The following is a 25,924-nucleotide window of genomic DNA, read 5'->3' as shown; positions in this document are numbered from 1 at the left end:
CGCCGGTGTCCAGCGCCACGTAGTACCGGTCCAGCATGTCGAGCGCCCGGCTGCGGTCGAGAAGCGGCGAGGCCAGCGCGTCGGCGAAATGCCCCACGTCCGGCTCCGCCGACCGCAGGCGCAGGTAGCCCAGCACCTGGTTGTCGCGCCCGGGGTCGAGCACCAGGACCTCGCCCTCGAACACCCGGAACTGCGTCAGCTCCTCGATGTTGGTGTAATGGCTGACGAGCAGCAGCGGCCCCGGCCGCTCCGGGTCGCCGTCCCAGGCCGAGATCAGGTCGCGCAGCGCGGCGGTGCTTCGGGCGCCCTGCAGCGACAGCAGCAGGTTGAGCTCCGCGTCGGAGGCGACCGGCATGGTCGCCGCAATCTCCGGGTCCACCCGGTCGAAGCCTTCGAGAAGGGCCTCCACCGTCTGCTGGTTGCGGCACCACTGGCTGGCTACGATCCGCGACGGCAGCACGTCGTTCGCCGCCATCAGCGTGCCCAGGTTGCGCATGTCCTCCGCGCCCGCCTCGCTCAGCACCCGCTGGTCGGCGCAATCCTGCGGCGCCACGTCCTTTCGGTCGAGCTTCGACCAGTCGGTCGGGCCGTGGCGCATCAGGTAGACCACGTCGTCGCGCCCGAACATCTCCTCGAGCTGCTGGTAGGGCTCGAACCGCAGGGCGTCGTCGACCGAAAGGTCCCCCGCCTCGGCCGACATGGTCATCTCGCCCATGTGGGTCGAGATCTGCCGCATCGTCCCCCGCCCCTGATCCCCCTCCGCCCGCAAGGCGGCGGGGCTCAGGGCGATGCAGGCTGCAAGCGGCAGGGCGAGGCGGAACGACAGGGTCATCGAGGGACTTTCGAAGGATTGCGTGGAACAAGACAACCTAGACCGCCCGGCCGGAAAAACCGCAGGTCAGGCACGGTCGTTCAGATGTCGGCGCAGCCAGGCGATTTCGTCCGCGACGATCCCATGACCGGTACCCGGTATCACGAGCGTGTCGGCGCTCGCCCCCATCGTGCGTAGAACGTCGGCACTTTTGCGGACCCGGGCCAGCGGGATGTGCGGATCGTGTTGGTGGCAGCCGAGCAGAACCGGCACGCCGTCTAGCCGCCCGGCGTAGTCGAACAGCTTGGCCCGGCGGCCGTAGAGGTCGTCCCGAGGTGGACCGTCACCGTCGCCCGTGCCGATGAGGCCCCCCGACAGCGCGGCCACCGCGCGGAACGGACGCGCGAGCCGTGCCGCCGCTTCGAGCGCGAGACAGGCCCCTTGGGAGAAGCCGACAAGCACGGTGCGTTCCGGGCCGAAGCCCTGTTCCGCGAGATCGTCCAGGAGCGCCTCGACGACGCTCAGCCCGCTCCCCAGGCCGGGCTCGTTCGCCTCCAGCGGCGCGAGGAAGGAGTCCGGCCACCACGACCGAAACGCCGCCTCGGGCGCTACGACGGCAAGGTCCGGCAAGGCCAGATGGTCCGTCAGCCCAACCATGTCCTCGGGCGAGCCGCCGCGACCATGCGTCATCACGACGGCGAGCCGGTCCGTTTCCAGCCGAGCCCCGGCCACGACGAGCCGCTGCCCCGCATGCGGACCGTGCCCCGTCGTCCGGGGGTCGAGCCGGACACTCACGACGGCACCCGGATCAAAGGCAGGACCCGCTCGATGCGGTCGCGGTGCGGCTCGTACTGTGCAGGAAGCTTGAGCGCCTCGCCGAGATGGGCGGCGTCCTCGTCCACGGCGAAGCCCGGCGGATCGGTTGCGATCTCGAACAGGACGCCACCGGGAGTCCGGAAGTAGATGGCGTCGAAATACTGCCGGTCGATCACCGGCGTCACCTCCATGCCGGCGGTGGCCAGACGCTCCCGCCAGGCGCGATGCTCCTCGGCATTCCGCGCCCGGAAGGCGACGTGGTGGATGGTGCCCGCACCGGGACGCCCGATGGAAGCGGCATCCGAGGTCATCAGGTCCACGGCAGAGCCGCGCTCCGGGTCGGTCGAGCGGTAGCGCACCCGCGTTTCGGTGCCGCCCGTGCCGCCGGTGGCCGGCGCCTCCTCCGCCTCCCGCGTGTACCCCATCGCCTCGAGCACGCGCGCCGTGGGTTCCACGTCATCCAGCCATAGCGTCACCGAATGAAAGCCCTCGTCGCGGGCGCCGCCCTCGATCAGTTCGACCCGCAACCCGTCCGGGTCCCGGAGCGCTATGGCCCGCTCGCCGAAACGCTCGAACGGACCTTCGAAATCCACCGCTGCCCCGGCCAGCGCCATCATCCGCGCGTCGAGATCCGGCACCGCATAGGCGACGGCGGAGGCCATGCCAGGACCCGCGCGACCGGGCCCCGCATCGACGAAGGGGAAGAAGGTCATGATCGACCCCGGCGCCGCATCCGGGTCGCCGTAATAGAGATGATAGGTGCCCGGATCGTCGAAGTTCACCGTCCGCTTGATGAAACGCTGGCCCAGCGTGCCGACCCAGAAGTCCAGATTGGCCTGTGGCGGCCCGGAGATGGCTGTGACGTGGTGCAGGCCGGGGATGGCAGTGATGTTCATGATATCGCTCGCTGGCTTGGGGAAGGTCCGTGCGGTGCCTTCGGTTTGCGTGTCGGAGATGCGGGCGGCGGGAGGATCACCAGGCGTCCTTTCTTGCCCGATGTCACGCTCCCGGCGGACTGATCTCGCTTGATGATGAAGTTAGGCCGTCCGGTCCTTCGGCAGAATACCGACAATCTCGCATTGATCGTTGCTCATTTTGCAACGACGACGCCATCAGGAAGGGGCCGCGGCACGTATCTTCTTCTCGACGGCAGCGGGGTCACGGCACCGGTCCGCCCGTAGTGCCGAGAGAATGCGAGGATGCCGATCAGCATCGCAGCCGGCAGCGCAACCGCGGCAAGCCCGAATGGAGCCGCGCTCAGCGCACCCAGTACGCAGCCAACGAAGATCGTCATCACGAGAAAGACCTGCGTGCGCGGATGAGACGCTTTTGGCGGGCGATGGACCGGTCGCCAGCGCCTGCGAGCGACACTGCGAGCTGCGTGGTGTTTCCGGTCATGACGGTCGTCGGCGGCCTGATTTCCGGTGCCGGCCTCTGCGCCGCGTTCAGCGTGGCCATGGCACATATGAGCGAAAGCGATGCACCGACATCCTCCGTGATGCCTGTGACGGACCATGTCGCTGCCGCCAACGTGAGGATGGCGACGATCCAGACGAGCCGGATGCCGTCGCGACCTGGCCATCGGTCGTGCAGAAGCGACGCCGGAAACTCTGCCGTCAGGAACACGGGAAAGGTGTTGATCTGCAGGGCCGCCGTGTTCGAGTGCGCCATTGTCCCGGATGCTCCGGCGATCGTCGCGACCAGAAGGACGAAGTTGCCGGTGACGTGAACGACGGAGCGCCCATGTAAACGGAAACAATGGTGTCCACGAAGCCGCACATGAAGGCGAGCACGCCCGACCGGAAAAAGCCGTAAGTCATGATCGAACCCGATGAAGACGAGCCATGGCGACAGGACGCCACCGCGCCGTTCGAAGCGCGGTGGCGAAAGATCATTCCTGCGTGTAGGCGCCCTCGTAGTTCACGACGGGCGACCATTCTGGGCTGACCGGAGGCAGGTCTTCCGGCGCGAACTCGGCATAGGGTTCGGCCGCATAGACGATGTTGCCGCCGGTCACGGTGAGCACCGAATCCAGCCCCATGATCTCCTCCTCCGGAACGGAGAAGTAGTCGTCGGACAGGATGGCGAAGTCGGCATACATGCCCTCCTCGATCGTGCCCTTCACGTCCTCCTCCTGAGAGAACCAGGCGCTGCCCGAGGTGAAGAGGTCGAGCGCCTCCTCACGGCTGAGGACGTTCTCCTCGTCCCAGAGCTGCAGGCCGCCGACGGTCTTGCCCGTCACCAGCCAGTAGAGCGACGGCCAGGGGTTGTAACTGCTGACCCGCGTGCCGTCGGTTCCGGCCCCGACGGGGATGCCCATGTCGAGCATCTTGCGCACCGGCGGCGCGGCCTCGGCGGCCTCCGCCCCGTAGCGGTCGACGAAGTATTCGCCGCCAAAGGCCATGCGGTCCTGGATCGCGATGCCGCCGCCCAGGGCCTTGATCCGCTCCAGCTCCGCGTCGCGCACCGTCTCGGCGTGGTCGATGGCCCAGCGGGGGGCGAACGTGCCCTGTTCCTCGGCCACCTGCTCGAACACGTCCATGATGAGTTCGATGCTCTCGCCATATGTCGCGTGCTGGCGCAGGGGCCAGCCGGCCTCGACCAGCATGGTGGTGACCTCGTGCAGGTCGCCGCGCGGATCCTGACCTTCGGCCTCGCGCTCGGCAAGGCTCGGGCGGGGTGCGAGGAAGTTCTCCCAGTCGCCGACGCTATGGACGAGGAACTCCCCGCCGCCGTCGAGCTCATAGCCATGCTCGTGGGACACATCGAGGTTTTCTCCGACCTGGTTGTTCGCGATCCAGGTCTCGAACTCGGCCACCTCGCCGCCGGGGTCCTGCGCGAAGAGGTAGTAGCTCATCCGCAAGGGCAACCCGTCATTGGTGGCGATGTTGCGCGTGCCGACGTAATCCTCGGGGAAGACATGCCCGCCGCCGCCGGCATCGATCGACGACGTCATCCCCAGGCGGTTGAGCTCGCGGTAGTAGTGCCTGGTCGAGTTGACCATGTCCTCCTCGGACAGCTGCGGCAGCGCGCTGATGGTGCCGTAGAGGATCGACGGGTTCGGCTCGGCATGCAGGATCGCGCCGCCGCCGTCGAGGAACTCGATGCGCGACCCGTCGGCGGTCTCCGTCTCTGGCGTGTAGCCGAGCGCCTCGACGCCGGCCTGGTTCAGGAAACCCTGGCTGTAGAGGTAGAGCACGAAGACGGGCGTATCGGGGGCCGCCTCGTTGAGCTCCTCGACGGTAGGCATGCGGTTCTCTTCGAACTGATAGGGCGACCAGCCGCCGATCACGCGGACCCACTCGCCCTCGGGAACGCGGTCGGCTTCGGTGCGGATCCGGTCGAGCGCCTCCGCCAAGGTGGGGATGCCGTCCCAGCGTGTTTCGAGGTTGTAGAAGCGTCCACCCCGGATCTGGTGGGAATGGGAATCGTTGAGACCCGGGATGACCGTCCGGCCATCCGCGTCGATGACCTGCGTGTCGTCGTCGCGATAGGCGTCCATGTCCCTGTCGGTGCCCACCTCGACGAAGATGCCGTCCCGGACGGCGAAGGCTGTCGCATCGGCTTGACCTTCAGCCCCGGTATGGACCCTGCCGGCATTGGTGACGATGAGGTCTGCAGGCTGCTGATCCTGGGCGAGGGCGGGTGTGCCCGCGACGAGCGCAGCGAGCGCCACGGTCCGCAGACCGGTCATTCTGATCGATTGCATCGTATCCTCCTGATTTCGGCCGGGCCGGCCGCGCCGAAGCGCGACCGGCTATCCGGTACCATCCGCCCCTCAAGGCAGGGCTGATGTCCTAGTTGTTGTCCACGGGCGAAACGTCCTCGCCTGCAGCTTCCTGCGCCGAATTGTAGTTCTGGACCGCGGCATTGTATTCCGGCACCAGCTCGGAATAGAGGCCGAGCCATTCCTGCCAGTCGTCACGATTCCAGGTACGATGCGTCTCGCTCATCATCGTGTTGGTCGTGACGGGGATGATTCCCGCCGCCACCATCCGATCGAGCGCCGCATCGGACGCCATCTTGCTGACATCGCCGGAGGCATCCATCACCGTATAGACGGTGTAGCCCTCGGCATTGGCCTGCAGCGCCGGGAAGGCGACACAGACGCTCGTCCAGACGCCGGCGATCACGAGTGTCTTGCGACCGGTGGCTTCGACGGCTTCGACGAAATCGGCGTTGTCCCAGGCGCTGACCTCACCCTGACGTGCGATGTACTGCGCATCGTCATCGGATTCGAACAGTTCGACCAATTCCGGCATCAAGGGGCCGTTGGGGCCTTGGGCTCGGATGCCGTATAGATGATCGGCATGTCGGCCTGCTGGGCGATCTTTGTGAGGACGGTGGCGTTGTTGCGCAGATCGGCGATCGGCACGTCGTTCACCGTCTGGAACAGGCCCGTCTGGTGATCGAGCATCAGCAGAACCGCGTCGCTCGAGTCGAAGAGCACTTGCGCGTCGGATTCGCTGGGCGGACGCGTCAGGCCCGCGAATGCAGGGTTCTGTTCGGTGGCTTCCTGTGCCTGCGCCGCCGTGAAGGCGAACGGCTGCGCGAGCATCGCCGCACCGGTGGCAAGCGCCAGGACGGTCCGTCCAAGCCGGGTCATGATCTTCATGATCGTCTCCTCAAGAGATTAGGATGATGCAGCCCGCCGCCCACCCAGTGGACAACCAGCGGGGACGGGGCCTGCCTGAAGAAGACAGGACCGGTGCAACACCGTTCCCTCCGGAAGAGTTTCCGGCACGACGGTGCGCGATCCTGTCCCCGACTGGCGTTGTGGGCGTTCAGACGAGGGAAGCGGCCCGCGGGACGGACTCCGACCTCGACCTTCGCCGCGAGATATCAGCGACGGGGCCGAGTATTCTCCGCTGTTGCAAGGGAAGGCCTGAAGAACCATCGGCCTTTGGGGTGATCTGGTGGGCTGGACTGATCCGACGAGGGGCCTCTCCCATGCCGAAGCAGCGTGGTTTTCCCAGCCTGTCCCATCGATGAAGATGAAGCAGACGCGGAGGGAGCGGTTTCTTTGGAAGATGGAAGCCGTGGTGCCTTGGGGGGCGTCTGCTTGTTCTGATCGAGCCGCACCATCCGAAGGCTGGTCGAAGGGCGGACGCCTGCCGATGCCGCTGGAGACGATGCTGCGGGGCTACTTTCTCCAGAACCGATATGCGCTCGGCGATCCAATGGCTGAGAGGATGCTCTACGACAGCAAAGCGATGCGCCGCTTCGCCGGAATCGAGCTCGTCGGCGACCGCATGCCGGACGAAACGACGATCCTGAACTTCCGCCACCTGCTGGAGCGGTACGGTCGACCCGAAGCAATTTCCTCGGAGGTGAACGCGCATCTGGCCGACAGGGGCATCACGCTGCGCTCGGGCACGGTGGTGGACGCCTGGAAGGTCGGAGTGAAGGCGGCGGAGGCCGATTGCAGCAGGAAGATCAGCACGTAGACCTGCCGGATTTGTGTCACGAAGGGCAGCGCCAGCGCCACAGCGGCGCGCACCAGATCGAGCGCCACCAGCAATGCGCGGCGCGGCACCCGGTCCGCGAAGGCTCCGGCAACGGGAGCGATGCCAACATAGGCCACCATCTTGATCGTGAAGACGGTGCCGAGCACCAGCGCTGTCCCGTCCCCCGCGAGATCGAAGGCCAGGAGCCCGAGCGCGACCGTCGCGAGTCCGGTTCCCAGAAGGGCGACCACCTGCGCGAGGAACAGGTGGCGGTAGGTGCGGTCGGCGAGGATCTCGAGCATGGCGGGCCTCAGAGGTAGCGGGCGATCGTCCGCAGCTCTGCGCGATCGGTCTCGGAGCCCTCGGCGTCCAGGCAATGGTCCATGTGGTCGTGGATCAGCGCCCGCTTGGCGTTCGTGACGGTTTTTTCGACCGCCTGCATTTGCTGGGCAATTTCCAAGCAAGGTTTCCCGCCAGACCTACAGGATGCCGCTGTGCAAACTGTCCTCCGGCAGGCCGAAGCGCTCTCATCGCAGTGGGCAGTGTGACCCGTTCATTGGCTAAGGGTAGTTCGATCCGGGTTCCGGTCGGCATGCAATTGGACTGTTCAAAGGCAACAGCCTGCACGGACGTATAAATGATTACTTATCAGTGCCTTGCGGGAACTTCACCAAAAGGGCACAGGCAACAGGTCCGGAGAATATCGGCCCGGAGAGACCACTTCGGGGCCTTCAGGCAGCAGGGTCGGTTAACAGCCCCACCCGCATAACCCTCGAAAACAACGGAAAAATCCGGCCGCAGCCGGATGGGGAGAACGCTTTCGCGAGGGCAAGTGGCGGAGCAAATGACTCCGGCGACCAACTCTCTCTCGTGACTGTGTCGGACCCGGCGTGACAGGCGCGAATTGCTGCGCAATTCTTGCAGACATCAGGTCCTGAAGTGCTGTCTTGAGGCAGGAGGCACAAAAGAGGTTTCTAATCCGAGGACGCTCAGCAAAGCATCAGGACTGGTCACCGACGAAGACTTCAAGCAAAACTAAAGGAGCTGACGCCATACATTTGGGGGATTTATGTCGACTTGCAGCCGCTGCGGTCAACCCGTGGAGTTTCGATATGTCGGAGGGAGATGTATTCCCATCCATCCGTTCGGCGGCTGCAGTTCTGGAGGTGGTTACTCGTCTGGCAATGATTTTACGGGATATCTTTCGAGCAACGAAAGCTCTTGCTTCCAAACTGACTGCCCTGAATGTGGTGACCGCGTCTTTTTCATCCGTCATAACGGTGGAAGCGTTTGGATCGATCCACCGCTCGGGCCACCATGGTACAAGCATGGGTGCATGGATACCGGCTCCGGTACAAAGTCGAAAACACGCAGCTCGCTGGCCTCCGACTACAAGCTTCCCGCGAGCAGTACGCAGAACGGTCTCATTGTCGGAGTTGTCACAGAGGCCGAAACTTCTCTGTTCAATGAAACAACTTTAATAAATGTTCAAACGGGCGAGAAGGACAATTTAATGCTGCTCATAAAGAACAGCGCGGGATTTTTAGTCGGCCGGATCGCGGTTTTTGATCCCGCGTGTACATTTATCCGATGGATCGAGGACGAAATGTACTCTTTCAAAATTTTGGCTCCAATCAAATTTCCGAAAACCTTTAATTTCCCCGAAGACGATATGATCGAATGTCCGGAGTGCAATACTCAGGTGAAGTCCAAAAACCTTGCGAAGCACTTCCGAAAAAAGCACAGTTTCATGATGTTGTGAACGGCGCCCATTTTTCGAGCGCCATCGACAATCGCAAAGCGTTGTCTAGCCAAGCAATACAGGTAGGTGTTCTGCAAATCGTTCGCTAAATCAGTTGCTTGGGTCGTCACTACCAAGCCTACGCACCGCATCAAGTAGATCCGAAATCGCATCTTCGGCCGCCGAGAGCTTGATGGCCACCATCAGATCCTCGCGCCCCGCCATGGCCAAGAACGTGGAGAGCACCTCGTCGGAGTGGCGCGCCAGCGCGATAAGGTGCACACCGCTCGGACCGTAGGTACCCGAGAACCAGTTCTTCACCGTCTTCTCGTTGGCACCCGTCCAGGCCGCCACGGTCTTCACGCCCGCCCGACTATCTCCCAGCGACCGTTTCAATGCCGCCGCGATTTCTTCGACGAAGCCGCCATTCGTTAGCTGCTCCGTTTTTCCATTATATCCGTTTTCCCCTGGAAAGAACTTGCCCTTTTTCGGAAACGACATTCCACCCTCCTTCGCTCTACATGGACCCGAAGAATTCAGCCGTTGATTCCGACGGGAGCGATGGATTTGCATGGGATAATGAGGAGATACGGATGTGAGCGGTCGTTGGGCGACCCATTCGGACACGAGCGACGCGCCGCCTAAGAAGGATGTGCCGGCCGTCGCCTATGTGCGGATGTCGACCGATCACCAGAAGTACTCCACTGAGAACCAGCTCGATGTCATTCGCAGCTATGCCGAGGCCCGTGGCCTGACCATTCTGCGTACGTTTGAGGACTCCGGCCGATCGGGATTACGGCTCGACGGACGCGAGGCACTGTAGAAGCTGATGGCCGAGGTCCAATCCGGCCTTGCCGATTTCAAAGCGATCCTCGTCTATGACGTCAGTCGCTGGGGCCGGTTTCAGGACGCCGATGAGGGCGCATACCATGAGCACGTCTGTTCCCGCGCCGGGATCAGGGTCCACTACTGCGGCGAGCAGTTCGAGAACGATGGCAGCATCGGCTCTAACCTTCTGAAGACCGTCAAGCGCGTCATGGCCGGCGAATACAGCCGTGAGCTTTCGGTGAAGGTTTTTGCGGGCCAATGCCGCCTGGTAGAGCTTGGATATCGCCAAGGCGGCGCGGCCGGATACGGGCTGCGGCGCGTGTTGATCGACGAGCACGGCAACCCGAAGGGTGAGCTGTCGCGCGGCGAGCAGAAGAGCCTGCAGACCGACCGCGTGATCCTGGTCCCTGGCCCCGAGGAAGAACAGCGGGTCGTCGAGCGCATGTACGAGATGTTCGTGGATGAGGGGCGGCCCGAGCGCGAGATCGCGGAGGTTCTGAACGGCGAAGGGCACCGCACCGATCTCGACCGACCGTGGACCCGGGCGACGGTCCATCAGGTTCTGACCAACGAAAAATACATCGGGAACAACGTCTTCAACAAGGTGTCGTTCACGCTGAAGCAGCGCCGTGTCGTGAATCCACGGGACATGTGGATCCGGGCCGAGGGTGCCTATCCGGCCATCGTCGACAAAGCGCTGTTTCTGCGCGCGCGAGAAATCGTGGATGCACGCAGTCGCCATTTCTCGGACGAGGAACTGCTAGACGCGCTGCGGGGGATCCTGAAACGGCAGGGCACGCTGACCGAGTTCGCCTCCCGCGACCTGACGGACAGCACCGAGATCGGGCCGACTTGGCTCGGCCGACTGATCATCGGTCTGCAGCAGCTTCTGGCGGAAACGGAACCGGCGGTCGTTGTGGGACAGATCCAGGAAGACCTGCCGGACTTCCTCGAAATCCGGCCGCTGCTGATCGACATGCTCTCGTTCATCGAGCGGAAAGCCCCCGAACAAGAGGTCCGTGATGCCGCCGAGGTCCTCGGCGGGCGTCTCAAGAACCTCCGCGCATTCAGTCAGTACCGCGCTCAAGGAGGGATCCGCGACATGACCATACGTCGGTTCTCTTCACGGACCCATCGTCTCGATCAGACGATCTTGCTCGAGCACCTCAAGGGCGCCCGCAGCTACAAGCGGATCGCCGGCTACTTCACCAGTTCGCTCTTCGAGGTTGCAGGTGAGTTGCTGGATCAGATCCCCGAGGTGAAAATCGTCTGCAACGTCGACATTCATCCAGACGATCTGAAGGTCGCCAAGCTGCGCGAAGCCAAGATGATCGGGCGTTGGAACGAGCGTGCGCTGGAGGCTGAAGCTCTCTTGAACCGAGAGCGGTACCGGCGGCTGGACACATTTCTTCAGAAGCACGGCCAGGCGGTTCGGGTCGCCCCCGATAACGTCTGTGGCTTCCTCCACGGCAAGGCCGGCGTGATCGAGTGCGCGGATGGCAGAAAGCTGGGCTTTATCGGGTCCATGAATGAGACCAGCAGCGGCTGGCAGCGTCACTATGAAATCCTGTGGGAGGACTCGTCCCCCGAGGGCGTTGCTTGGATCGAAGAGGAGTTCGACTTCCTCTGGAGAGCGGCAAAGGAATTGCCGCGCGCAGTGATCCGCGAGGTGCACCGGCGCGGCTATCGCCGTGAAGTCTTCTTCGACGAACTTGATGACCCAGAAGATATCGCTCCGGCTGCCCTCATCGAGTCGCCTCTCTATCGAGAGGGCTTTTCGCTGCAGCCGTGGCAGCAAGGCTTCCTGACTGAGTGCCTCCGCCACTACTCCAACCATGGCATCGTGCGGCTTCTACTTGCCGATGAAGTTGGTCTTGGAAAGACGCTCTCGCTCGGCACCGCAGCGCTCGCCCTCTGCCTCCTTCAGGACAAGGATAGCGGCGGACAAAAGCCTGTCGTGATCTTCGCACCTGCCACACTCTGCGAGCAATGGCAGACGGAGATGATCGACAAGCTCGGGATACCTTGCGCGAGATGGGAGACGCAGAAAAAAGTCTGGCTCGATCACGATGATCGAGTGATCTCTCCGGCTGGGCGTGAACAGATCGGGCGCTGTCCATTGCGGATCGGCGTCGTGTCCACGGGCCTGATGATGCGCGACAGCCTCGAAAAACAGCATCTTCTAGGTCTGCGCTTCGCGCTGGTGATCCTCGACGAAGCGCACAAGGCACGAAGTCGACAAGGTTTCGGTCGTGACGCTGGCACACCGAATGAGCTCCTCGCTTTCGCCAGCGCAGTCGCAGAACGCAGTGACCATGTACTGCTCGGCACCGCAACTCCGATCCAGACGCGGTCAGAGGATCTGTGGGACCTCATGCGCATCCTCCACAGAGGCAAGGGTCGCTTCGTACTTGGCAACGAGTATTCCAGATGGCACTAGCCAGATGAGGTGCCGCAGCTGATCTCCGGGCAAACCAATGTAGAAGATCCAGACTTCGGATGGGAACTGCTGCGCTCACCTCTACCCGTTGTCAATTCCACCGATGAACCGCGGGCCCGGAGACTCTTTAGCGCCATCCGCCAAGACCTCGGACTTAACGAACGACAGACTGAGACCTCTGCACCCATCACGCAATTGACTGACGATACGAGAGAAATTCTAGAGGAGGATCTTGAGCGGAAGATCTCGGGTGCCACGTTCTTTCAGAGAGAGAACCCCTTAATCCGACACATAGTCCTGCGAAAGCGCGCTGACCTCGAAGCCTCAGGGTTGCTGCCGAGGATCGGTGTCGATCTGCATCCTGATCGCAGATACATCCGCGATACACAGCGTTTTGACGCATTGTTCGAAGGCAAGGCGCTTCGGACCAATGATGATTTCCGGGAAGCGTATCGGGAGGCCAGAGCATTCGGCAAGGCACTCTCGAAACGCGGGAAGGGAAGCGGCTCTATGAAGAATCTCATGGAGCAGCGGATTTGCTCGAGCATCGCAGCCGGACTGAACACCGCTCGAAAGCTCTTGGCCGGCCGAACCGTAGAGGAGGAAACGGAAGATCAGGTTATCGAGTTAACCGCAGAGAGTTCTGAGGAAAAACTTGCTCTAGAGCGTCTGATTTCTCGCCTGGAAAGGATCGACGGAGATCCAAAGCTTCAGGCTACGATTCATTTCCTAAATAAAGAAAAGTGGCTAGAACACGGAGCAATAATATTCAGCCAATACTACGATACAGCAAAGTGGATTGCTGACTCTTTAGCCGCCCTATATCCCGACTTGGCGATAGGGCTCTATGCAGGCGCATCCAGAAGCCGACTTTACCAGAAGGGCGACAGCGTTAGCATCGAGCGCGAGACGCTCAAGAAAATGGTCGCTGAGCACGAGATAAAAATCATGGTTGCGACAGATGCTGCGTGCGAAGGATTGAACCTGCAGACTCTCGGCACTCTGATCAATATTGATCTCCCATGGAATCCAACGCGCTTAGAACAGAGGATAGGAAGGATTAAGCGTTTCGGCCAAGCTAGAGAAAAGGTCGATATGCTAAATCTCGTGAACGAACAAACCGTCGATGAGAAAGTGTACGACAGACTCTCTGAGCGAATGCGGGATCGTTTTGACCTATTTGGTTCGTTACCAGACACAATTAGAGATGAATGGATAGACGACATCGAGACTCTGGGCGAAAAGATGGATGAATACATCGATGCGCAGCGGGAAGCGACAGGGTTTGATCTTCGCTACAACGCAACCGCGGAACCCTCCGATCGAGACTGGCGGGAATGCACAGAAGTTCTTTCACGCCGAGATTTCGCTCAGCTCATGAGGAATGGCTGGTCGTGAGCTGGTTTCCGGAAATGCCATTTGAGAAGCGATGACTTGAAACCCCGCTCGATCAATATCTTCCTGCTTGACGGCGACCCGAACGGCATCCGGGTGTCGCAAATTTCAATGTCGACAATCCAGGCGATTGCCTTTCGGCGCAACCAACTTCGTCGGGTTCGTGAAGCTTTCTCTGAGATCGAACGGCCCGGCGTTTATATCCTCATCGGTGCCGATGAAGACGTGCAGGACCGGCAGCTTGCATATATCGGCGAGTCCGAAGGCGTCGGCGCTCGACTATCGTATCACAACTCGAATGAAGCTGGTCGCGACGCCAAGGGCTTCTGGACTGACACGGTCGTGCTGATCAGCAAGGACGAGAACCTGACCAAGAGTCACGCGCGTTATGTCGAAGCGTGCCTAATCCGAGGCGTTGTCAGCAATCCGCGCTGGACCCTGCCCAATACGCGCATGCCCTCTGACGACGCAGGTAAGCTACCGCTTCCTGACCGCGCAGCTATGGACGAGTTCGTGGATCAGACAAAAACCTTGGTTGGAGCACTCGGCTGGGATCTTTTCCGAGAAATCCGTGGTCGAGCGCTGGAGCAAATCGCAGATAGAGAACTTCCGAGGGCGGAGTTCCATGCAAGCCCTCGGTTTTTCTTCAGAGGCGAAGGCTTCGCGGCAGAGATGATGATTGGACCCTCTGGCGATTTCATCGTCAAGGCAGGTTCTAAGGCAAGGGTCAAAACGACGCGAACGATACCGAGAGGGACGGTCACGCTCCGGAACACCCTTGTCGAGAAGGACGTCCTCCGCGAGGAAGGCGATTTTCTCGTCTTCACAAGCGCCTACAGCTTCACATCTGCCTCTGCCGCGGCTGCGGCCGTCATTGGCGCAAGCGCCAATGGCCGGATCCTGTGGAAGCTTCCAGACGGAAGCAATTACGCGGATTGGGAGGCCAACCAGGATGCGGCGGGCGACGCGTCAGGCCAATCCTGAAGGTTACGACTGCCCGGGGAACAGTGCCGTCAGCGTGCCAAGAATTTAGCCGATCTTGCAGCCCCAGAAGGATGTCTGATCGGCGGCGAAGTAGCCGTCGGCGACCCGGAAATACCCCTGCAGCTCGACGGTATCGCCTGCGGTCAGCGGCGCCATGGTCTGCAGCCAGATCGCGGTGGCGAGCGAGACGTGCGTGGCGGAGATCTCACCCATCGAGCCGCGAATTTCGGTCGTGCCGTTCAGCACTAGGCGGCCTCGAATGCGCGCGGTCGTACTGGCGTTGACCTTGTAGAGAAGCGTCGCGCCAAACAGGTAGGTGCCATCCACGGGGGCGACGAAGTGGTTGTTCGCGGCGTCGAACGCGCCCTGATCGTTGTAGTCGGTGTTGTTCAGGCCGATCTTCGTCCAGGTGCCAACGCCCACGTAGTTGTCGTAGTTGGTGTACGCCTTGAACCGCGGCAGCCGGGGCTGGTCGACGATGCCGGTGGCGTTGTCGACGCTGAGCCCGTCGAAGAAGGTGCTGCCGTCGGCGGAAACCGCGAGCCGAAAACTGTCCGACCCGAACAGGCCGACCAGTGCCTTCGTCACGAAGTTGGTCTGCAGCGTCAGCCCGAGGTCGTCGCCCGCCACCTCCTTGTTCATGGTGTAGGACAGATCGCCGGTGCCGCCCTCGGCCACGGTCTTCGCGGTCCACAGCGCCGCGTTGAGCTTGGCCGAGAACGGGTTTGCTGCATCGGCCGTCGTGCCGAGCCCAAGCAGAGCGAGGTTCTGCAGCGCCGCAGGCGTGGTGCCGACCCAGCCGGACCCGTCGTAGAGCAGCAGCAGAGCCTCGTCCTCGACCCATGCGCGCCACCCCGTCCGCGGCGGAAGGCGCAGCCAGGCGCCATCGGTCCAGAGCGCGATATTCAAGTCCCAGCCCGCCCAGTCGCCCGTCGCGCCCGAGCCGACGATGTATCGGTCGCCGTAGGCGGGGCTGCCGGGCGGCGCTGACAGATCTCGGTCGAGGACAGAGAGCTGGACGAGTCCGTCGAGGATCCGCAGCGCCTCGTTGTGGGTGACGTGCTTCTGGGCCTGCGCCGCCAGGATGTAGGGCAGCAGCAGATGGGTCGTGGTGTCCGACATGGGGGCCTCAGAGTATCAGCGTGACGGTCTTGGACGCGCCCCGCCCGACGAGGGCGGAGAGCTGGTAGATGCGGATGTCGAGCGTGTCGTCGTGGCCGAGCGGAGCGCCCCAGTCGGCGGTCTGCTGGGCAGTCGTGTAGAGCGCGCTGTTCGTGGTCGTGCTCAGCACCCGCTTCACAGTAGGGCCGTCGAGGATCTCCACCTCGTAGGCTTCCAATTCCTCGGCCAGCGACACCTCGAGTCCGCCCCAGGTGTCCGCCGCGAGTGCGCGCGACCGGCGCGTCCAGCGGATCGTCAGATCTCCGGGACTGCGCGGTGTGCGCCATGGCTGCTCGACATGAGCGACGGAGAACGGCCGCAGCCCGACACCCGCGGGTGCGAAGGCCTGCGCCACATAGGTCTCGTCGATGACCGGGCGGCTCGCCGGGCCGATGCGCCAGTTCCACGGAATGCCGAGATCGGCCTCGGCAAATGGCAGGGACGCGATGCTGTCGTCCAGCACCACGACCCGCGCGCCAGCAGGCGCCGGGTTGCCCATGGCGCCTTCGCTGCCGCGCTGGCCGCGCAGGAGCCGGGTCAGACGATAAGGCCGGGCGCCAGCAGATCCGCCGCACCCGCCTGCACGATCTCCCAGACGCCGGGTGCGCTTTCAATTGCGAGCGCATTGGCGCCGCCGAACAGGGTCAGGTCGGTGACGCTCTCCAGCGTGCCCGTCAGCAGATCGACCACCAGCGCATTGCCGAGGTCGAAGCGCGACGTCGGCCCCGCGAAGAAGTCGGAGACCAGCGCCCCGATCCGGGCGCGACTGCCGAACGTGGTCAGCAACTCGAAGCCATCGGTCGAGGGGCTGCGAAACACTGCCATCTCACCCGGCCAGGGAACCGCGTGCGCGGCCGCGAAGGGTCGATGTGCGGGCTGGTCCTCGGTCAGCTGCGGCAGGTCCATCAGCACCGCATCCGGGGCGCCGAACACGACGGCCCGCGTCAGCGACGCCGCGCGCGGATCGCCGGGTGGCAGATCGTAGATCGCGCGGTCCTGGCGGACCGCCTCGATGCCGCGCGCCTCGGCGTCGGCGATGGAGACGAGCCGCAGATCGACCAGCCGCCCGTCATGCTCCAGTTTGATCGCGTCGGCCGGATCGAGCGCGAGCCGCGAGGGCGGCAGACGGAACGCCGCCGTCTCGCGCCCCACCCACGCCTCCATCAGCGCGCGGCGGCAGCGCCGCTCGGCCTCCTCGGGCGGCACCGCCATCGGGAAGGACTCCGAGGCTATGCGCGTGGTGTCCACGGTGATGCGCCGCGCCTCGACGAGGGCCGCGTCGTAATCCTCATCCGCCCGCGCGACCTGCCATTTCAGCGCCTGCGGCAGTTCCGTCTCCTGGCCGCGCGTCAGTTCCAGCACGTCGCCCTCACGTGCGGCCACCAGATCGTCGGGTACGAGGGTGGCGACGGAGGCCCGGCCGCGCATGATGAAGCGGATCAAGCCCTCTGTCTCCACCGCGTCGAAGCCGAAGTGGCGCGACAGCGTGGTGATCGAGGCGCGCGGGCTTTCCAGCGCCGTGATGGCGTAGCCCTCGACCGCGCCCCAGAGGCCGGTGACGTCGATGCGATCCTCGGGCAGCCCGGCGCGGATACAGAGGTGTCGGACAAGGGCAGCCAGCGACACCGCGCCGAGCCGCCCGGTCAGCCAGTGGCCGAGCCGCCAGTTCGCCCCGTCCGGCCAGACGTCGGTCAGCGCCGGGAAGAACGGATAGGGCCGCGCGTCCCAGGTCCAGGCGGCGCATTCGGGGACATGCACCATCCGGCCGCCGTAGACGACGGAGATCGGGTTGTTCGCGGCCTCGCCCCACCAGAGGTACGTCGCCTCGAGATAGGCGCGCTGGATCGCGTCGTCGCGCCAGCCCCGCGAAAAATGCGGTGTGGAGCTCTCGGACGACTTCGGGTCGAAGAAGACGTTGGGCTGGTTGGTGCCGCGATCGATGGCGGGACAGCCGAGCTCGGTGAACCAGATCGGCTTCGACTCCGGCGCCCATGCCGTCGGCGTCCCGCTTTCCACGCCGCCCGGGCGGTTGTAATGCGGGTTGAACCACCAGGCACGCAGATCCTTGTAGCGGAAGACCCATGGCTTGCTGGCCGAGCCGTCGGTGATCGGGGTCCGCACCTGCGCCGATCGGTCGGCGGCAGAGGCATAGAACCAGTCGAAGCCTTCTCCACCGGCGATGTTCGCCTGCAGGTAGGCGCGGTCATAGATCGCGGGCCAGCCCTCGGCCGCATCGCGATGCTCGAACCAGTCCCGCCAATCGGAGAGCGGCATGTAATTGTCGATCCCGACGAAATCGATTTCCGGTTCGGCCCAGAGCGGATCGAGATGGAAGAACACGTCGCCGCTGCCGTCGCCCGGCTGGTGCCCGAAATATTCGCTCTAGTCGGCGGCATAGCCGATCTTCGTCCCGGACCCGAGAATGGACCGCACATCGGCGAGTAAGTCCCGATAGGCCTGCACGGCCGGATAGGTAGACGCGTCCGACCGGATCGTCGTCAGCCCCGGCATCTCGGTCCCGATGAGGAAGGCGTCGACCCCGCCCGCCGCCGCGCAAAGATGGGCGTAGTGCAGCACCATCCGGCGCAGGCCCCAGTCACCGGGCGTACCTGTCCACGAAACCGACTGACCTGTGACGCTGAAGCTCGCGGGCGTGGCCGCGCCGAACAGCGCCGCGACCTGGCTTGCGGCCGTGGCGGTCTTGTCCACGGTCCCAGCGAACCCCGCTGCGGGAGAACAGGTGATCCGCCCCCGCCAGGGGAAGGCGGGCTGGCCTGTCTCGGCGGCATTGTCGGAATACGGGTTCGGCAGCGTGTTGCCGGGCGGCACGTCCATCAGGATGAACGGATAGAAGGTCACGCGCAGACCGCGCGCCTTCATCTCCTGGATGGCCTGCACCACGGCGAAGTCGGACGGCGTGCCGCCATAGACGGGACGGTCCTCTGCATCTCGGCTGACGAGGAAGGCGTCGGTGCGGCTGACGCCATTGACCGACCAGGTGGCGGGCGTGGTCGACTTGGCCGACACCTCGACGCCCGGCCGCACCTTGCACGATCCCGCGCGTAGATCGTCGCCGAACCAGGCGACGACGAGGCTGACGCTTGTCACAGCCGGGGCCATCGCCTGCAGCCGGTCGAGCGCCTCCACCATGTCGGTGGAATCGGCCAGCGCGTTCAGGTTCTCCGCCTGCGTCGCGCCGCCATCGGTCTTGCGGATCGCCTGCGTGGCGTAGGTGAACTCTCCCGAGGCCGGGATCATGGTGACGGCGCGGGTCAGCCCCTCGGCGGTGTCGGGATCGGCGAGCGGGCGGAACACCTCGAAGGACAGCTGCGGCAGGCGGTTGCCGAAGGTCGAGAGCGCCAGTTCCTCGAAGACCACATAAGCCGTGCCGCGATAGGCGGGCGTGTTGCCCGCGCCCATCTTCGCCGTGATAAACGGATCGGCCGCCTGGCTCTCATCGCCCGGATACCAGCGCCATGTGATCCCGGCTGTGTCGAGCAGCTTGCCGTCGGCCCAGATGCGTCCGATGCCGGTGATCGGCCCCTCGCAGAGCGCGACCGCAAAGGAGGCATAGTAGAAGTATTCGGTGGTTTTGACATTGCCGCCACCCCCGCCGCCCTTGCCGCCGCCCTGCGTCGTGGTCTTTGTCTCCTCGCGAAAATCCGTCGCCCAGATGATGTTGCCGCCGATCCGCATGCGGCCATAGAGGCGCGGGATTACCGCCCCTTCGGTGGCCGAGGTGATGCGCAGATTGTCCAGTCGCGCGCCTTCGATCCACTGCGTCGGTGCCAGTGACGAGATGATCCAGCTGTCGACAACCGATCCGATGGTGGAGCCGATGAAACCGCCGATGGTGGCTGCACTGACGCCGAGGATAGCGCCACCAATGCTGCCGCCAATGGCAGCACCAGCGGCACCGAGAACGAGGGTAGCCATGGGATAATCTCAGCGTTGCGGAAACATAAAGGCGAAGGCGATGCGCCGCCGCCAGGACGGGGTGAGCGCCTCCTCGATCACGCCGAGCCGCTCGTAGGCGTGGAGGAAGCTGTCGGGCCCGGTGAGGATCCCGACATGCTTGGCAATGGCGCGGGGTGCCATGCGGAACAGGACCAGCGCGCCGGGACCGGCGTCAGCAGATGCGATTTCCGGCATCATGCACCGAGCGCCCTCGGCCAGCACCTCGTGCGGGCCGGTCTCGCCCCAATCCCGGCTGTAGGGCGGGATCGGGAACGGCTCTGGCCCAACGACTTCGCGCCAGACGCCCCGGGCGAGCCCGAGGCAGTCGCAGCCGACGCCATTGAGGCTGGCCTGGTCGTGGTATGGCGTGCCGAGCCATGACCGCGCGATGGTGATGACGCGTGCGGGATCAGCGGAGGTCAAAGCACGGACCCCTCGTGCCCGCCGTCCTTCGTGGCGTAGCGCAGCACGGCATCTTGGCCCGGGATGTGCGGGAAACCCCGGAAGTTGACGGTGTTGGCGAACTTCGCTCCGCAGGTCTCCATGCGCTTGTCGCAGCCCGCGCGGATGGTGAAGGCGTCGCCCTCTGCGATCGCGCGCACCGGCGCTTCGAGCAGGGCCAGCACGGCGATCCCGTCCGTTACGTCATGGCCCAGCACTTCCGTCTGACGCCCCGCGTTCGCGCCGCTCGTCCAGTCCAGCGTGCCGAAGGTGAACCAGCCAGATGTGAATCCGCCGAGCCCCGAGGCTGTGAACGCCCGATCTCGCAGGAGATCGATGACGGCACCGGTGCCCTTGAAGGCGGGATTTTCGATGTCCACTCCGCAGCGCGCATCGCCGAGCGCGGCATCGCAGGTCGATTGGAAGGTCCGACCGACCGTCTGGCCGAGGACATGCGCGAGCGAGCGGACCTCGGCCACGAATACCAGCCGCCCGCGCCGGATCTGGCCGATGGCACCCCGGCGCATCAGCACACGTTGGCCGGTGTCGGCCCAGTTCACCCGCCAGACCTCGACCTCGGCATTGTCCCAGCGGCCGTCGAGAATGTCGGTCTCGGTGATCCGGTCAGAGGTGAGCACACCTTCGGCGTCCTGCGCATCGACCGACAGGTCCGAGCCCGAGCGCACCTCTGAAGCCGTCAGCCCGCTTTCCGGCTCGAAATCGGTGCCATCGAAGCTGAGCGTCCGGTCGTGGTCGGTGAAGCCGAAGGTCACGCCATCCGCGCGGGCGATGCGCCAGCACCAGGCGAGCGTGGTGGTGCCATCGTCGAGATGCGTTTGCAGATCGGGGGTAATGTTCTTCATCGGCGAAGTTCCAGCAATGGGATGGAGGTGATCGAGCCCAACCGCTCAAGATCGAGCGTCACATCGAGGGCGTCGCTGTCGAAGCGGACCGGCACGTCGAACTCGAAGCTTGCGGTGATCGCGACGCCGGATCCCGGCGCAGTGTCGAAGTTGACGAGTCCAGTGGTCGTGTCGACCGACCAGCCCGAGGGTTGCTCCACCCCGCCGACCGCAATGCGCACGCTGCCTGTCACCGGCTTTGCGATTGTCCGCGTCCAGGATTGCGCGCCGGACGTGTAGCGCTTCACGAGATGGAAGGCCGTCATCGTGCCGTCGCCGGTGCCAATCACCTGATCGGTGGGAGATGGTGTGTCCGAGGGCAAACAGGACTTGTGGTCGCCCTAATCCTTGAAGCGGAAACCATGTAACCGACCGTTGCGCGCCTCGAAAAAGGCAACCACGGCCGCCAGATCGTCGGCGCGGCGGATGCCATAGGCGACATCGTAGCGGCGACGCGAATTGGCCCAACTGGCGTTGCGTTCTTCATCGCCGGAGGCCAGTTCGACGATCTGTGTGCGGCGTTCCGGCCCGCCGCGCGCCCCGCGGCTGATATTTTCGGGGAACCGCACCTCATGAAAGGCCATCACATGCCCCTTCGGCCGAGCGACACCGCGCGAGCGATATCGGCGGCGACCTGCGTGCGGGATTGCCGGAAGCTTTCAGCGTCGCGGGCCATGATGGTGACGTTGACGCCACCGCTTGCGCCGTAGGTCTGGGCCTCCCGCCGCGACAGCACCCGCTCGCCCCGTTGCAGGATTGCAGGCACCTCGTCATGGCGGAGCCCTGCAACGCCGCCGGAGTGCATCCGGGGCGCGGCCGCGAAGGCCATCGCCGGGACCATCCGCGAGGGTCCAGTCGCTCCGACCATACCGCCTGCATGCAAGATGTTCGCGAAGATCCCTCCAGCACCGCCGAGCGCGCCGGAGAGCGCATTGGCGATCGGCCCGAGGATGAACCGCCGCGCCGCCAGCTTGGCGAGATCGGCCAACAGCGAGGTGACCAGACCGCGGAAGTCCAGCTTGCCGGTCTTGACGAACTCGCCGACGGCATTCTCAGCCGACTGAAACGCGCCAACCAGCGCTTGGCCGATATCGCCGCCGATATCCCGGGCCTTGCTGGCATAGTCGCTGAGCGCTGCGGTGACCGCCTGCCAGCCGGTGACGGCGGCTTCGGTGTCGGGTTCGGCGGCAGCCCCGGCCGCAGCGCCTGTACTCGTGGCAGCACGTCCGGCATCGCCAAGGGCTGTCTCCAAACGCTCAGCCGCGCCAGTCGCCTCGTTCAGCGCGTCTGCGCCACCCTCATTACTGCCCTGCACCGCGTCACGCAGGGCCTGCCAACTGGCGAGCGGCGCACGCGCGCCCTCGGCCAAGTCGCGTGCCGCACCGCGATAGGTGTTGGCCGTGACAAGCGCGGTATTGGCCGCTGCGGTGAGCCCAAAATCGGGCGCAGTCAGCGCGTTGTTCTCGAAAGCGCGATCGAACGCTGCCTGTGCAGCGGTGGTCGCGGCCGTCGCGGCACCCTCAAACCGGTTCTCGATCTGGCCCAGTTCAAGATCGGGGATGATCGAGATGCGCCGTTCGGACCCGAGCGCTTCCAGCCCCTGGTTGATCCCGCCAATGAATATGTTGATGCGCGAGACCACGCCGTTCAGCATCGCCTCGACACCGTCGATCAGGCTGTTGGCCGCCTGAAACGCCAGATCGCCGATGGCCGCCGGGAGCATGCCCCAGATTGCCTTGATCGCCTCGTATGCCCCCTCAAACGTGTTCGCGGCAGTGTTGCCAAAAGCCACGACGCTCTCGATGGCGTTCTGCATGCCCGCCGCGGCATCGGCCTTCAGGTCGAAGAACATCGCCGTGGCGACCGCGCCCGCCGCAGCGGCGCCCATCCTGATCCGCTCCCAGACCTCGACCGCGAGGTCCTTCAGGAGCGACATCGCCTCGCCGAACCCACCCGCACCTGAGACGAGGCGGGTGGGTTCGGCGAGGCGATGTCGCGGACGGAGAGCGCGGCGGCGGCCATGCCGGCGACCCAGCGTCCCGCGAGGAAGGCAGCGAAAGTAGCCGCATAGATCGTCAGGCGGCCGATGTTGTCGAAGAGGCTGCGAATTGCGATGCCGAGCGGCCCGGTCCTGCTGGCCACCGCCGCCATGGCGTCGGCGACGGCTTCCAGCGCCGGAGCCGCAGCGACCGCCAGCTGGTTCGACAGCCCGCGCCAGATGAGGCCGAGCCGGGAGATGGCGTCGTTCGTGCGCTCGATCTGGTCGACATCCTGCTCGGAGACGACGACGCCGAAGGCGAGGACATCCTCCGTCGCCTGGCGCAGCGTCGCCGTGTCGATCCGGCTCATGGCGATGGAGCCTTCCTCGCCGAAGAGCTGGCCCGCGACGGCGGCGCGCTCGGCGGCAGGCACGAAGCTTTCGATGGCGGCGTTGATCGCGCCAACGCGCTGGTCCAGCGGCAGCGCGATTAGCTCGTTGGCGGACAGCCCGAGCCGGTCCAGCGCATCGGCGGCCGGGCCGGTCCCGGCGGCCGCCTGGCTGAGACGGCGCGTCAGATCCTTCGTCGCCTGCTCTATGCCGGACATGGAAACGCCCGCCAGCTCGCCCGCGCGCTCCAGCGTCTGGATCGAGGCGACCGTGGTGCCAAGCGATTGCGCGAGCTTGGCCTGCGCATCCACCGTCTGCAGCCCGGACCGGATCATCGCCACGCCAGCGGCGGCAGCGGCGGCCACGGCAGCGGCGGCGGCCACAGCGACTCGGCGGGAAAAAGCTGCCAGCCGGGCGTTAGCCGCCTCCATCTCGCGGCTCAGCCGTCCGAAGCCGCGCGATCCGGCTTCGCCGACACCTTCCATCTCGGCACGCACCTGCCGTCCGCTCACGGCCGCGAGGCGGACGCTGACCTTTTTCTCAGCCATGGGAATGATCCATCTGTTCGTTGAGCTTGGCCACCATCACCGCCTCGATCGCGGGCAGCAGTTCGGCCATGGCGAGTAGCGGCACGCCGAGGGCGTCACCCAGCCCCAGCGCGGCCGACATGTCCCAGCCGATCACGGCGCCGGGCAGGACGCGAAGCTGACCGCCGAGACGGCCGACCAGGTCCCAGACCTGCCAGCCCTCATGGGTCAGCGGACGGTTCAGCCGCGCCGGGCAGTTTTCGCACGCCGTTTGGCAGGCGTCGCAGTATCGCTCGCCCCCGCCGAAGGACCAGTCGGCGAGAGCGCGGAGTCGTTTTTTTCCTGTTCCAGCAGCAGGCCCTTGGAGACGTAGGTCAGCTGGAAAGCCTCGAAGATCGGCCAGACGTCGAGCAGCGCGTCGATGGCCTCGGGGCTTGGGTCGATGGGGTTGCCGTCTGCATCGCCAATGCCATCCCAGGCGAGCACGGCCCGTCGCGCGAGTGCCGTGGCGAAGGCGACCGCGCGCTCCTCGTCGGATGCTTCCTCGGGCACGGCCTCGACGGCCGGGTCGCTGCGTGTCGCCACCATCAGCGCTGTGGTCAGCGGTCGCAATTGCACCCGGACGCCGGGCGCGAGGTCATGCCAGCGCGGGGCATTGGTCAGATCGAGCGAAAGCATCAGTACACCTCGATGTCGTTGATCAGGGTCGCCGTGCACATCCGGCCGACGACGCTGTCGCGGGCGGCCTGCCAGTCGAAGGTCGCCTGCACGCCCTGCGGCCCGGAAATCTCGATCCGCGGGCGGGGCAGGTAGACGGCGTGCACGGTGAAGGTGAAGCTCTCGCCCGAGGGCAGGACGTAGGCGAATTCCATCTCGCAGGCTTCGCCGTTGATCGCCTGCGTCACCAGCGTCTGGTCGGCGAAGCGCACCTCGATCCGGCCGGTGAGCGCCGCGATGGACGGGTCCGCGCCGTCGATCCTCCCGTCCGAGCGGATGGTCTCGATGCGGTCGAGGTTGTTGGCATAGGTGATCTCGGCCGAGACGACGTTGCCGAGCGCCGTGCCATTGCGCGTAATCGCCCCGTTGAAATGCCCGAAGCGCTTCAGTTCCAGCGCGGCGGGCGTTCCGGCGCTGGTCGTGGTGCCGACCGTCTCGCCCTGCGCCACCAGCCGGGCTGTCGCGGTCAGGAGCCCGGATCGCTGCATCTGCCAGGTGATCTGGTCGAGTACGCAGCCCGAGTACATCGCGTAGCGCGGCACCTCCGGCATGCCGGTCTCGATCGACATCGAGGGCAGCGTCCAGGACCCCGACTGGAACTCGTGGGTGTAGGGCGCCTCCGCGCCCGTGGTCGTGGGCGTGCCGAAGGCCGCCTTCAGCCAGAAGCCGAAGGCCTCGGCGTCGAGCGGCACCACGACATCGCCGTCGGCGGTCACCGCGTCCTTGATCGGCGCCAGCGGATCGCGGCCGTAGCCCAACAGCTCCGAGTTCAGCAGCGGCTGTTCCGCGCCCAGCGAGGTGCTGGCGAAGGGCATCTTCGTGAAGCCGCTTGCGGGCGGCGTTCCATAGGTCGTCTCGAACGCAAGCGCCATCTGCGCCCGCGCCCCCTGGGCTCGTGCCATGGTGTTCTCCTATCGTGAGAGAAGTCAGCCGAGCGGATCGGCCGTGGAATAGTGCAGGACCACCGGGATGACGGCGGCTTTCAGGCTGGCCGCGCCCTCGACCGGTAGATCGACCGGCCTCGGCGCTTCCGCCTCGACCCAGTCGCAGAGCCCGCCCAGCGTCCGGTCGGCGGCGAGCGCCGCGCCGATGCTGGCGGTCAGCGTGTCGAAGGCAATGTCACGGGCGGCGCCCTGAACGACCGCCTCGATCTCGGCCCGGTGCTGGTAATGGTGGGTGAGCGGCGACAATGTCACCTCGGGCTCACCCGGCTCCCCATCGCGCAGGATCAGCAGGCCTTCGGCCGGGACGCGCTCGGGCAGCACGTCATCCCGCAGCGCGGTGGCGGGCAGCGCCGAAAGCCGCGCGTGCAGCGCGGCGAGGATGGTTTCGCGTGGGGTGGGCATGAGATCGCTATTCTGTTAGGGCAAAAAAGCCGCTGCGAAGTGT

General features: G+C 64.8%; 21 protein-coding genes and 6 pseudogenes. 6 read left to right on the top strand and 21 right to left on the bottom strand.

The window, feature by feature from the left end:
• The 8 genes from JAN5088_RS15865 to JAN5088_RS19105 all read right to left on the bottom strand — a co-directional run.
• A partial coding sequence (locus JAN5088_RS15865; RefSeq protein WP_055683775.1) for a SixA phosphatase family protein occupies positions 1 to 832 on the bottom strand: 832 nt, incomplete at its 3' end.
• 66 nt (positions 833 to 898) lie between these two features.
• The gene (locus JAN5088_RS15860) at positions 899 to 1,606 is read right to left on the bottom strand and encodes an alpha/beta hydrolase (RefSeq protein WP_055683774.1); all 708 of its coding nucleotides are present in this window, start codon (positions 1,604 to 1,606) and stop codon (positions 899 to 901) included.
• Complete coding sequence (locus JAN5088_RS15855; protein WP_055683773.1) at positions 1,603 to 2,523, bottom strand: ring-cleaving dioxygenase; 921 nt, start codon at positions 2,521 to 2,523, stop codon at positions 1,603 to 1,605. Before JAN5088_RS15855 ends, JAN5088_RS15860 begins: the two co-directional genes overlap by 4 nt.
• A gap of 194 nt (positions 2,524 to 2,717) precedes the next feature.
• Positions 2,718 to 2,921, bottom strand: a complete 204-nt coding sequence (locus JAN5088_RS18745; protein WP_143114859.1) for a hypothetical protein — start codon at positions 2,919 to 2,921, stop codon at positions 2,718 to 2,720.
• Complete coding sequence (locus JAN5088_RS15850) at positions 2,921 to 3,406, bottom strand: DUF1275 family protein (RefSeq protein WP_074962668.1); 486 nt, start codon at positions 3,404 to 3,406, stop codon at positions 2,921 to 2,923. The genes JAN5088_RS18745 and JAN5088_RS15850 overlap by 1 nt, the downstream gene beginning before the upstream one ends.
• Positions 3,407 to 3,518: 112 nt before the next feature.
• Entirely contained in the window at positions 3,519 to 5,336 is a 1,818-nt protein-coding gene (locus JAN5088_RS15845) for an amidohydrolase (protein ID WP_055683771.1), read from the bottom strand.
• Between the two features lie 88 nt (positions 5,337 to 5,424).
• Positions 5,425 to 5,889 (bottom strand): isochorismatase family protein, encoded by a 465-nt coding sequence (locus tag JAN5088_RS19110; protein ID WP_199502164.1) that lies wholly within the window; start codon positions 5,887 to 5,889, stop codon positions 5,425 to 5,427.
• A complete protein-coding gene (locus JAN5088_RS19105; RefSeq protein WP_199502163.1) occupies positions 5,889 to 6,242 on the bottom strand; it encodes a cysteine hydrolase family protein in 354 nt (117 codons plus the stop codon). Before JAN5088_RS19105 ends, JAN5088_RS19110 begins: the two co-directional genes overlap by 1 nt.
• A gap of 373 nt (positions 6,243 to 6,615) precedes the next feature.
• On the opposite strand from JAN5088_RS19105, the gene JAN5088_RS18420 reads away from it, so the two are divergent.
• On the top strand, positions 6,616 to 7,074 hold the full coding sequence (locus tag JAN5088_RS18420; protein WP_143114862.1) for a transposase: 459 nt from the start codon (positions 6,616 to 6,618) through the stop codon (positions 7,072 to 7,074).
• Here JAN5088_RS18420 and JAN5088_RS15835 read toward each other — a convergent pair.
• Positions 6,969 to 7,376: pseudogene (locus tag JAN5088_RS15835) on the bottom strand (MFS transporter); the annotation flags it as partial. The gene JAN5088_RS18420 and the pseudogene JAN5088_RS15835 sit on opposite strands and share 106 nt — an antisense overlap.
• A gap of 8 nt (positions 7,377 to 7,384) precedes the next feature.
• Positions 7,385 to 7,546, bottom strand: a pseudogene (locus JAN5088_RS18415) (metal-sensing transcriptional repressor); the annotation flags it as partial.
• An 864-nt stretch (positions 7,547 to 8,410) separates the two neighbouring features.
• Between JAN5088_RS18415 and JAN5088_RS19100 the strand changes: the two are divergent.
• Positions 8,411 to 8,836: a hypothetical protein gene (locus tag JAN5088_RS19100; RefSeq protein ID WP_199502162.1), complete on the top strand. Its 426-nt coding sequence runs from the start codon at positions 8,411 to 8,413 to the stop codon at positions 8,834 to 8,836.
• A gap of 90 nt (positions 8,837 to 8,926) precedes the next feature.
• On the opposite strand, the gene JAN5088_RS15825 is transcribed toward JAN5088_RS19100, so the two are convergent.
• The gene (locus JAN5088_RS15825; RefSeq protein WP_055683768.1) at positions 8,927 to 9,316 is read right to left on the bottom strand and encodes a hypothetical protein; all 390 of its coding nucleotides are present in this window, start codon (positions 9,314 to 9,316) and stop codon (positions 8,927 to 8,929) included.
• 175 nt (positions 9,317 to 9,491) lie between these two features.
• Here JAN5088_RS15825 and JAN5088_RS15820 point away from each other — a divergent pair.
• The 4 genes and pseudogenes from JAN5088_RS15820 to JAN5088_RS15810 form a co-directional block, all read left to right on the top strand.
• Positions 9,492 to 10,448, top strand: a pseudogene (locus JAN5088_RS15820) (recombinase family protein); the annotation flags it as partial.
• A 171-nt stretch (positions 10,449 to 10,619) separates the two neighbouring features.
• Positions 10,620 to 12,083 (top strand): SNF2-related protein, encoded by a 1,464-nt coding sequence (locus tag JAN5088_RS19095; protein WP_306455514.1) that lies wholly within the window; start codon positions 10,620 to 10,622, stop codon positions 12,081 to 12,083.
• A gap of 9 nt (positions 12,084 to 12,092) precedes the next feature.
• The gene (locus JAN5088_RS19090; RefSeq protein ID WP_199502161.1) at positions 12,093 to 13,481 is read left to right on the top strand and encodes a C-terminal helicase domain-containing protein; all 1,389 of its coding nucleotides are present in this window, start codon (positions 12,093 to 12,095) and stop codon (positions 13,479 to 13,481) included.
• Between the two features lie 36 nt (positions 13,482 to 13,517).
• Positions 13,518 to 14,462, top strand: a complete 945-nt coding sequence (locus tag JAN5088_RS15810) for a GIY-YIG nuclease family protein (RefSeq protein ID WP_055683819.1) — start codon at positions 13,518 to 13,520, stop codon at positions 14,460 to 14,462.
• Between the two features lie 45 nt (positions 14,463 to 14,507).
• On the opposite strand, the gene JAN5088_RS15805 is transcribed toward JAN5088_RS15810, so the two are convergent.
• From JAN5088_RS15805 to JAN5088_RS15765, 10 genes and pseudogenes are all read right to left on the bottom strand, one after another.
• Positions 14,508 to 15,584, bottom strand: a complete 1,077-nt coding sequence (locus JAN5088_RS15805) for a DUF2793 domain-containing protein (protein WP_055683767.1) — start codon at positions 15,582 to 15,584, stop codon at positions 14,508 to 14,510.
• A 7-nt stretch (positions 15,585 to 15,591) separates the two neighbouring features.
• Positions 15,592 to 19,559 (bottom strand): annotated as a pseudogene (locus JAN5088_RS15800) (baseplate multidomain protein megatron).
• A gap of 9 nt (positions 19,560 to 19,568) precedes the next feature.
• Entirely contained in the window at positions 19,569 to 20,003 is a 435-nt protein-coding gene (locus JAN5088_RS15795) for an NlpC/P60 family protein (RefSeq protein WP_055683766.1), read from the bottom strand.
• The gene (locus JAN5088_RS15790; RefSeq protein WP_055683765.1) at positions 20,000 to 20,884 is read right to left on the bottom strand and encodes a phage/gene transfer agent baseplate hub protein; all 885 of its coding nucleotides are present in this window, start codon (positions 20,882 to 20,884) and stop codon (positions 20,000 to 20,002) included. Before JAN5088_RS15790 ends, JAN5088_RS15795 begins: the two co-directional genes overlap by 4 nt.
• Positions 20,881 to 21,507: pseudogene (locus JAN5088_RS15785) on the bottom strand (phage distal tail protein, Rcc01695 family). The gene JAN5088_RS15790 and the pseudogene JAN5088_RS15785 overlap by 4 nt, the downstream one beginning before the upstream one ends.
• Positions 21,507 to 23,839, bottom strand: a pseudogene (locus JAN5088_RS15780) (phage tail tape measure C-terminal domain-containing protein). Before JAN5088_RS15780 ends, JAN5088_RS15785 begins: the two co-directional pseudogenes overlap by 1 nt.
• Positions 23,832 to 23,975, bottom strand: coding sequence for a DUF7697 family protein (locus JAN5088_RS19345; RefSeq protein WP_158448497.1), 144 nt, complete (start codon positions 23,973 to 23,975; stop codon positions 23,832 to 23,834). Before JAN5088_RS19345 ends, JAN5088_RS15780 begins: the two are co-directional and overlap by 8 nt.
• A gap of 83 nt (positions 23,976 to 24,058) precedes the next feature.
• Positions 24,059 to 24,496, bottom strand: a complete 438-nt coding sequence (locus tag JAN5088_RS15775) for a phage-derived protein YdaY family protein (protein WP_055683764.1) — start codon at positions 24,494 to 24,496, stop codon at positions 24,059 to 24,061.
• Positions 24,496 to 25,437 carry a phage tail tube protein gene (locus tag JAN5088_RS15770; RefSeq protein ID WP_055683763.1) on the bottom strand — a complete coding sequence of 314 codons (942 nt, stop codon included), beginning with the start codon at positions 25,435 to 25,437 and terminating at the stop codon, positions 24,496 to 24,498. Before JAN5088_RS15770 ends, JAN5088_RS15775 begins: the two co-directional genes overlap by 1 nt.
• A gap of 24 nt (positions 25,438 to 25,461) precedes the next feature.
• Positions 25,462 to 25,881, bottom strand: coding sequence for a hypothetical protein (locus tag JAN5088_RS15765; RefSeq protein ID WP_055683762.1), 420 nt, complete (start codon positions 25,879 to 25,881; stop codon positions 25,462 to 25,464).
• Positions 25,882 to 25,924: the final 43 nt, after the last annotated feature.

The sequence above is a fragment of the Jannaschia rubra genome (genome assembly GCF_001403735.1).
In the GTDB taxonomy this organism is placed as follows: Bacteria; Pseudomonadota; Alphaproteobacteria; order Rhodobacterales; family Rhodobacteraceae; genus Jannaschia; species Jannaschia rubra.
This window is presented reverse-complemented; position numbering and strand designations above follow the sequence as displayed.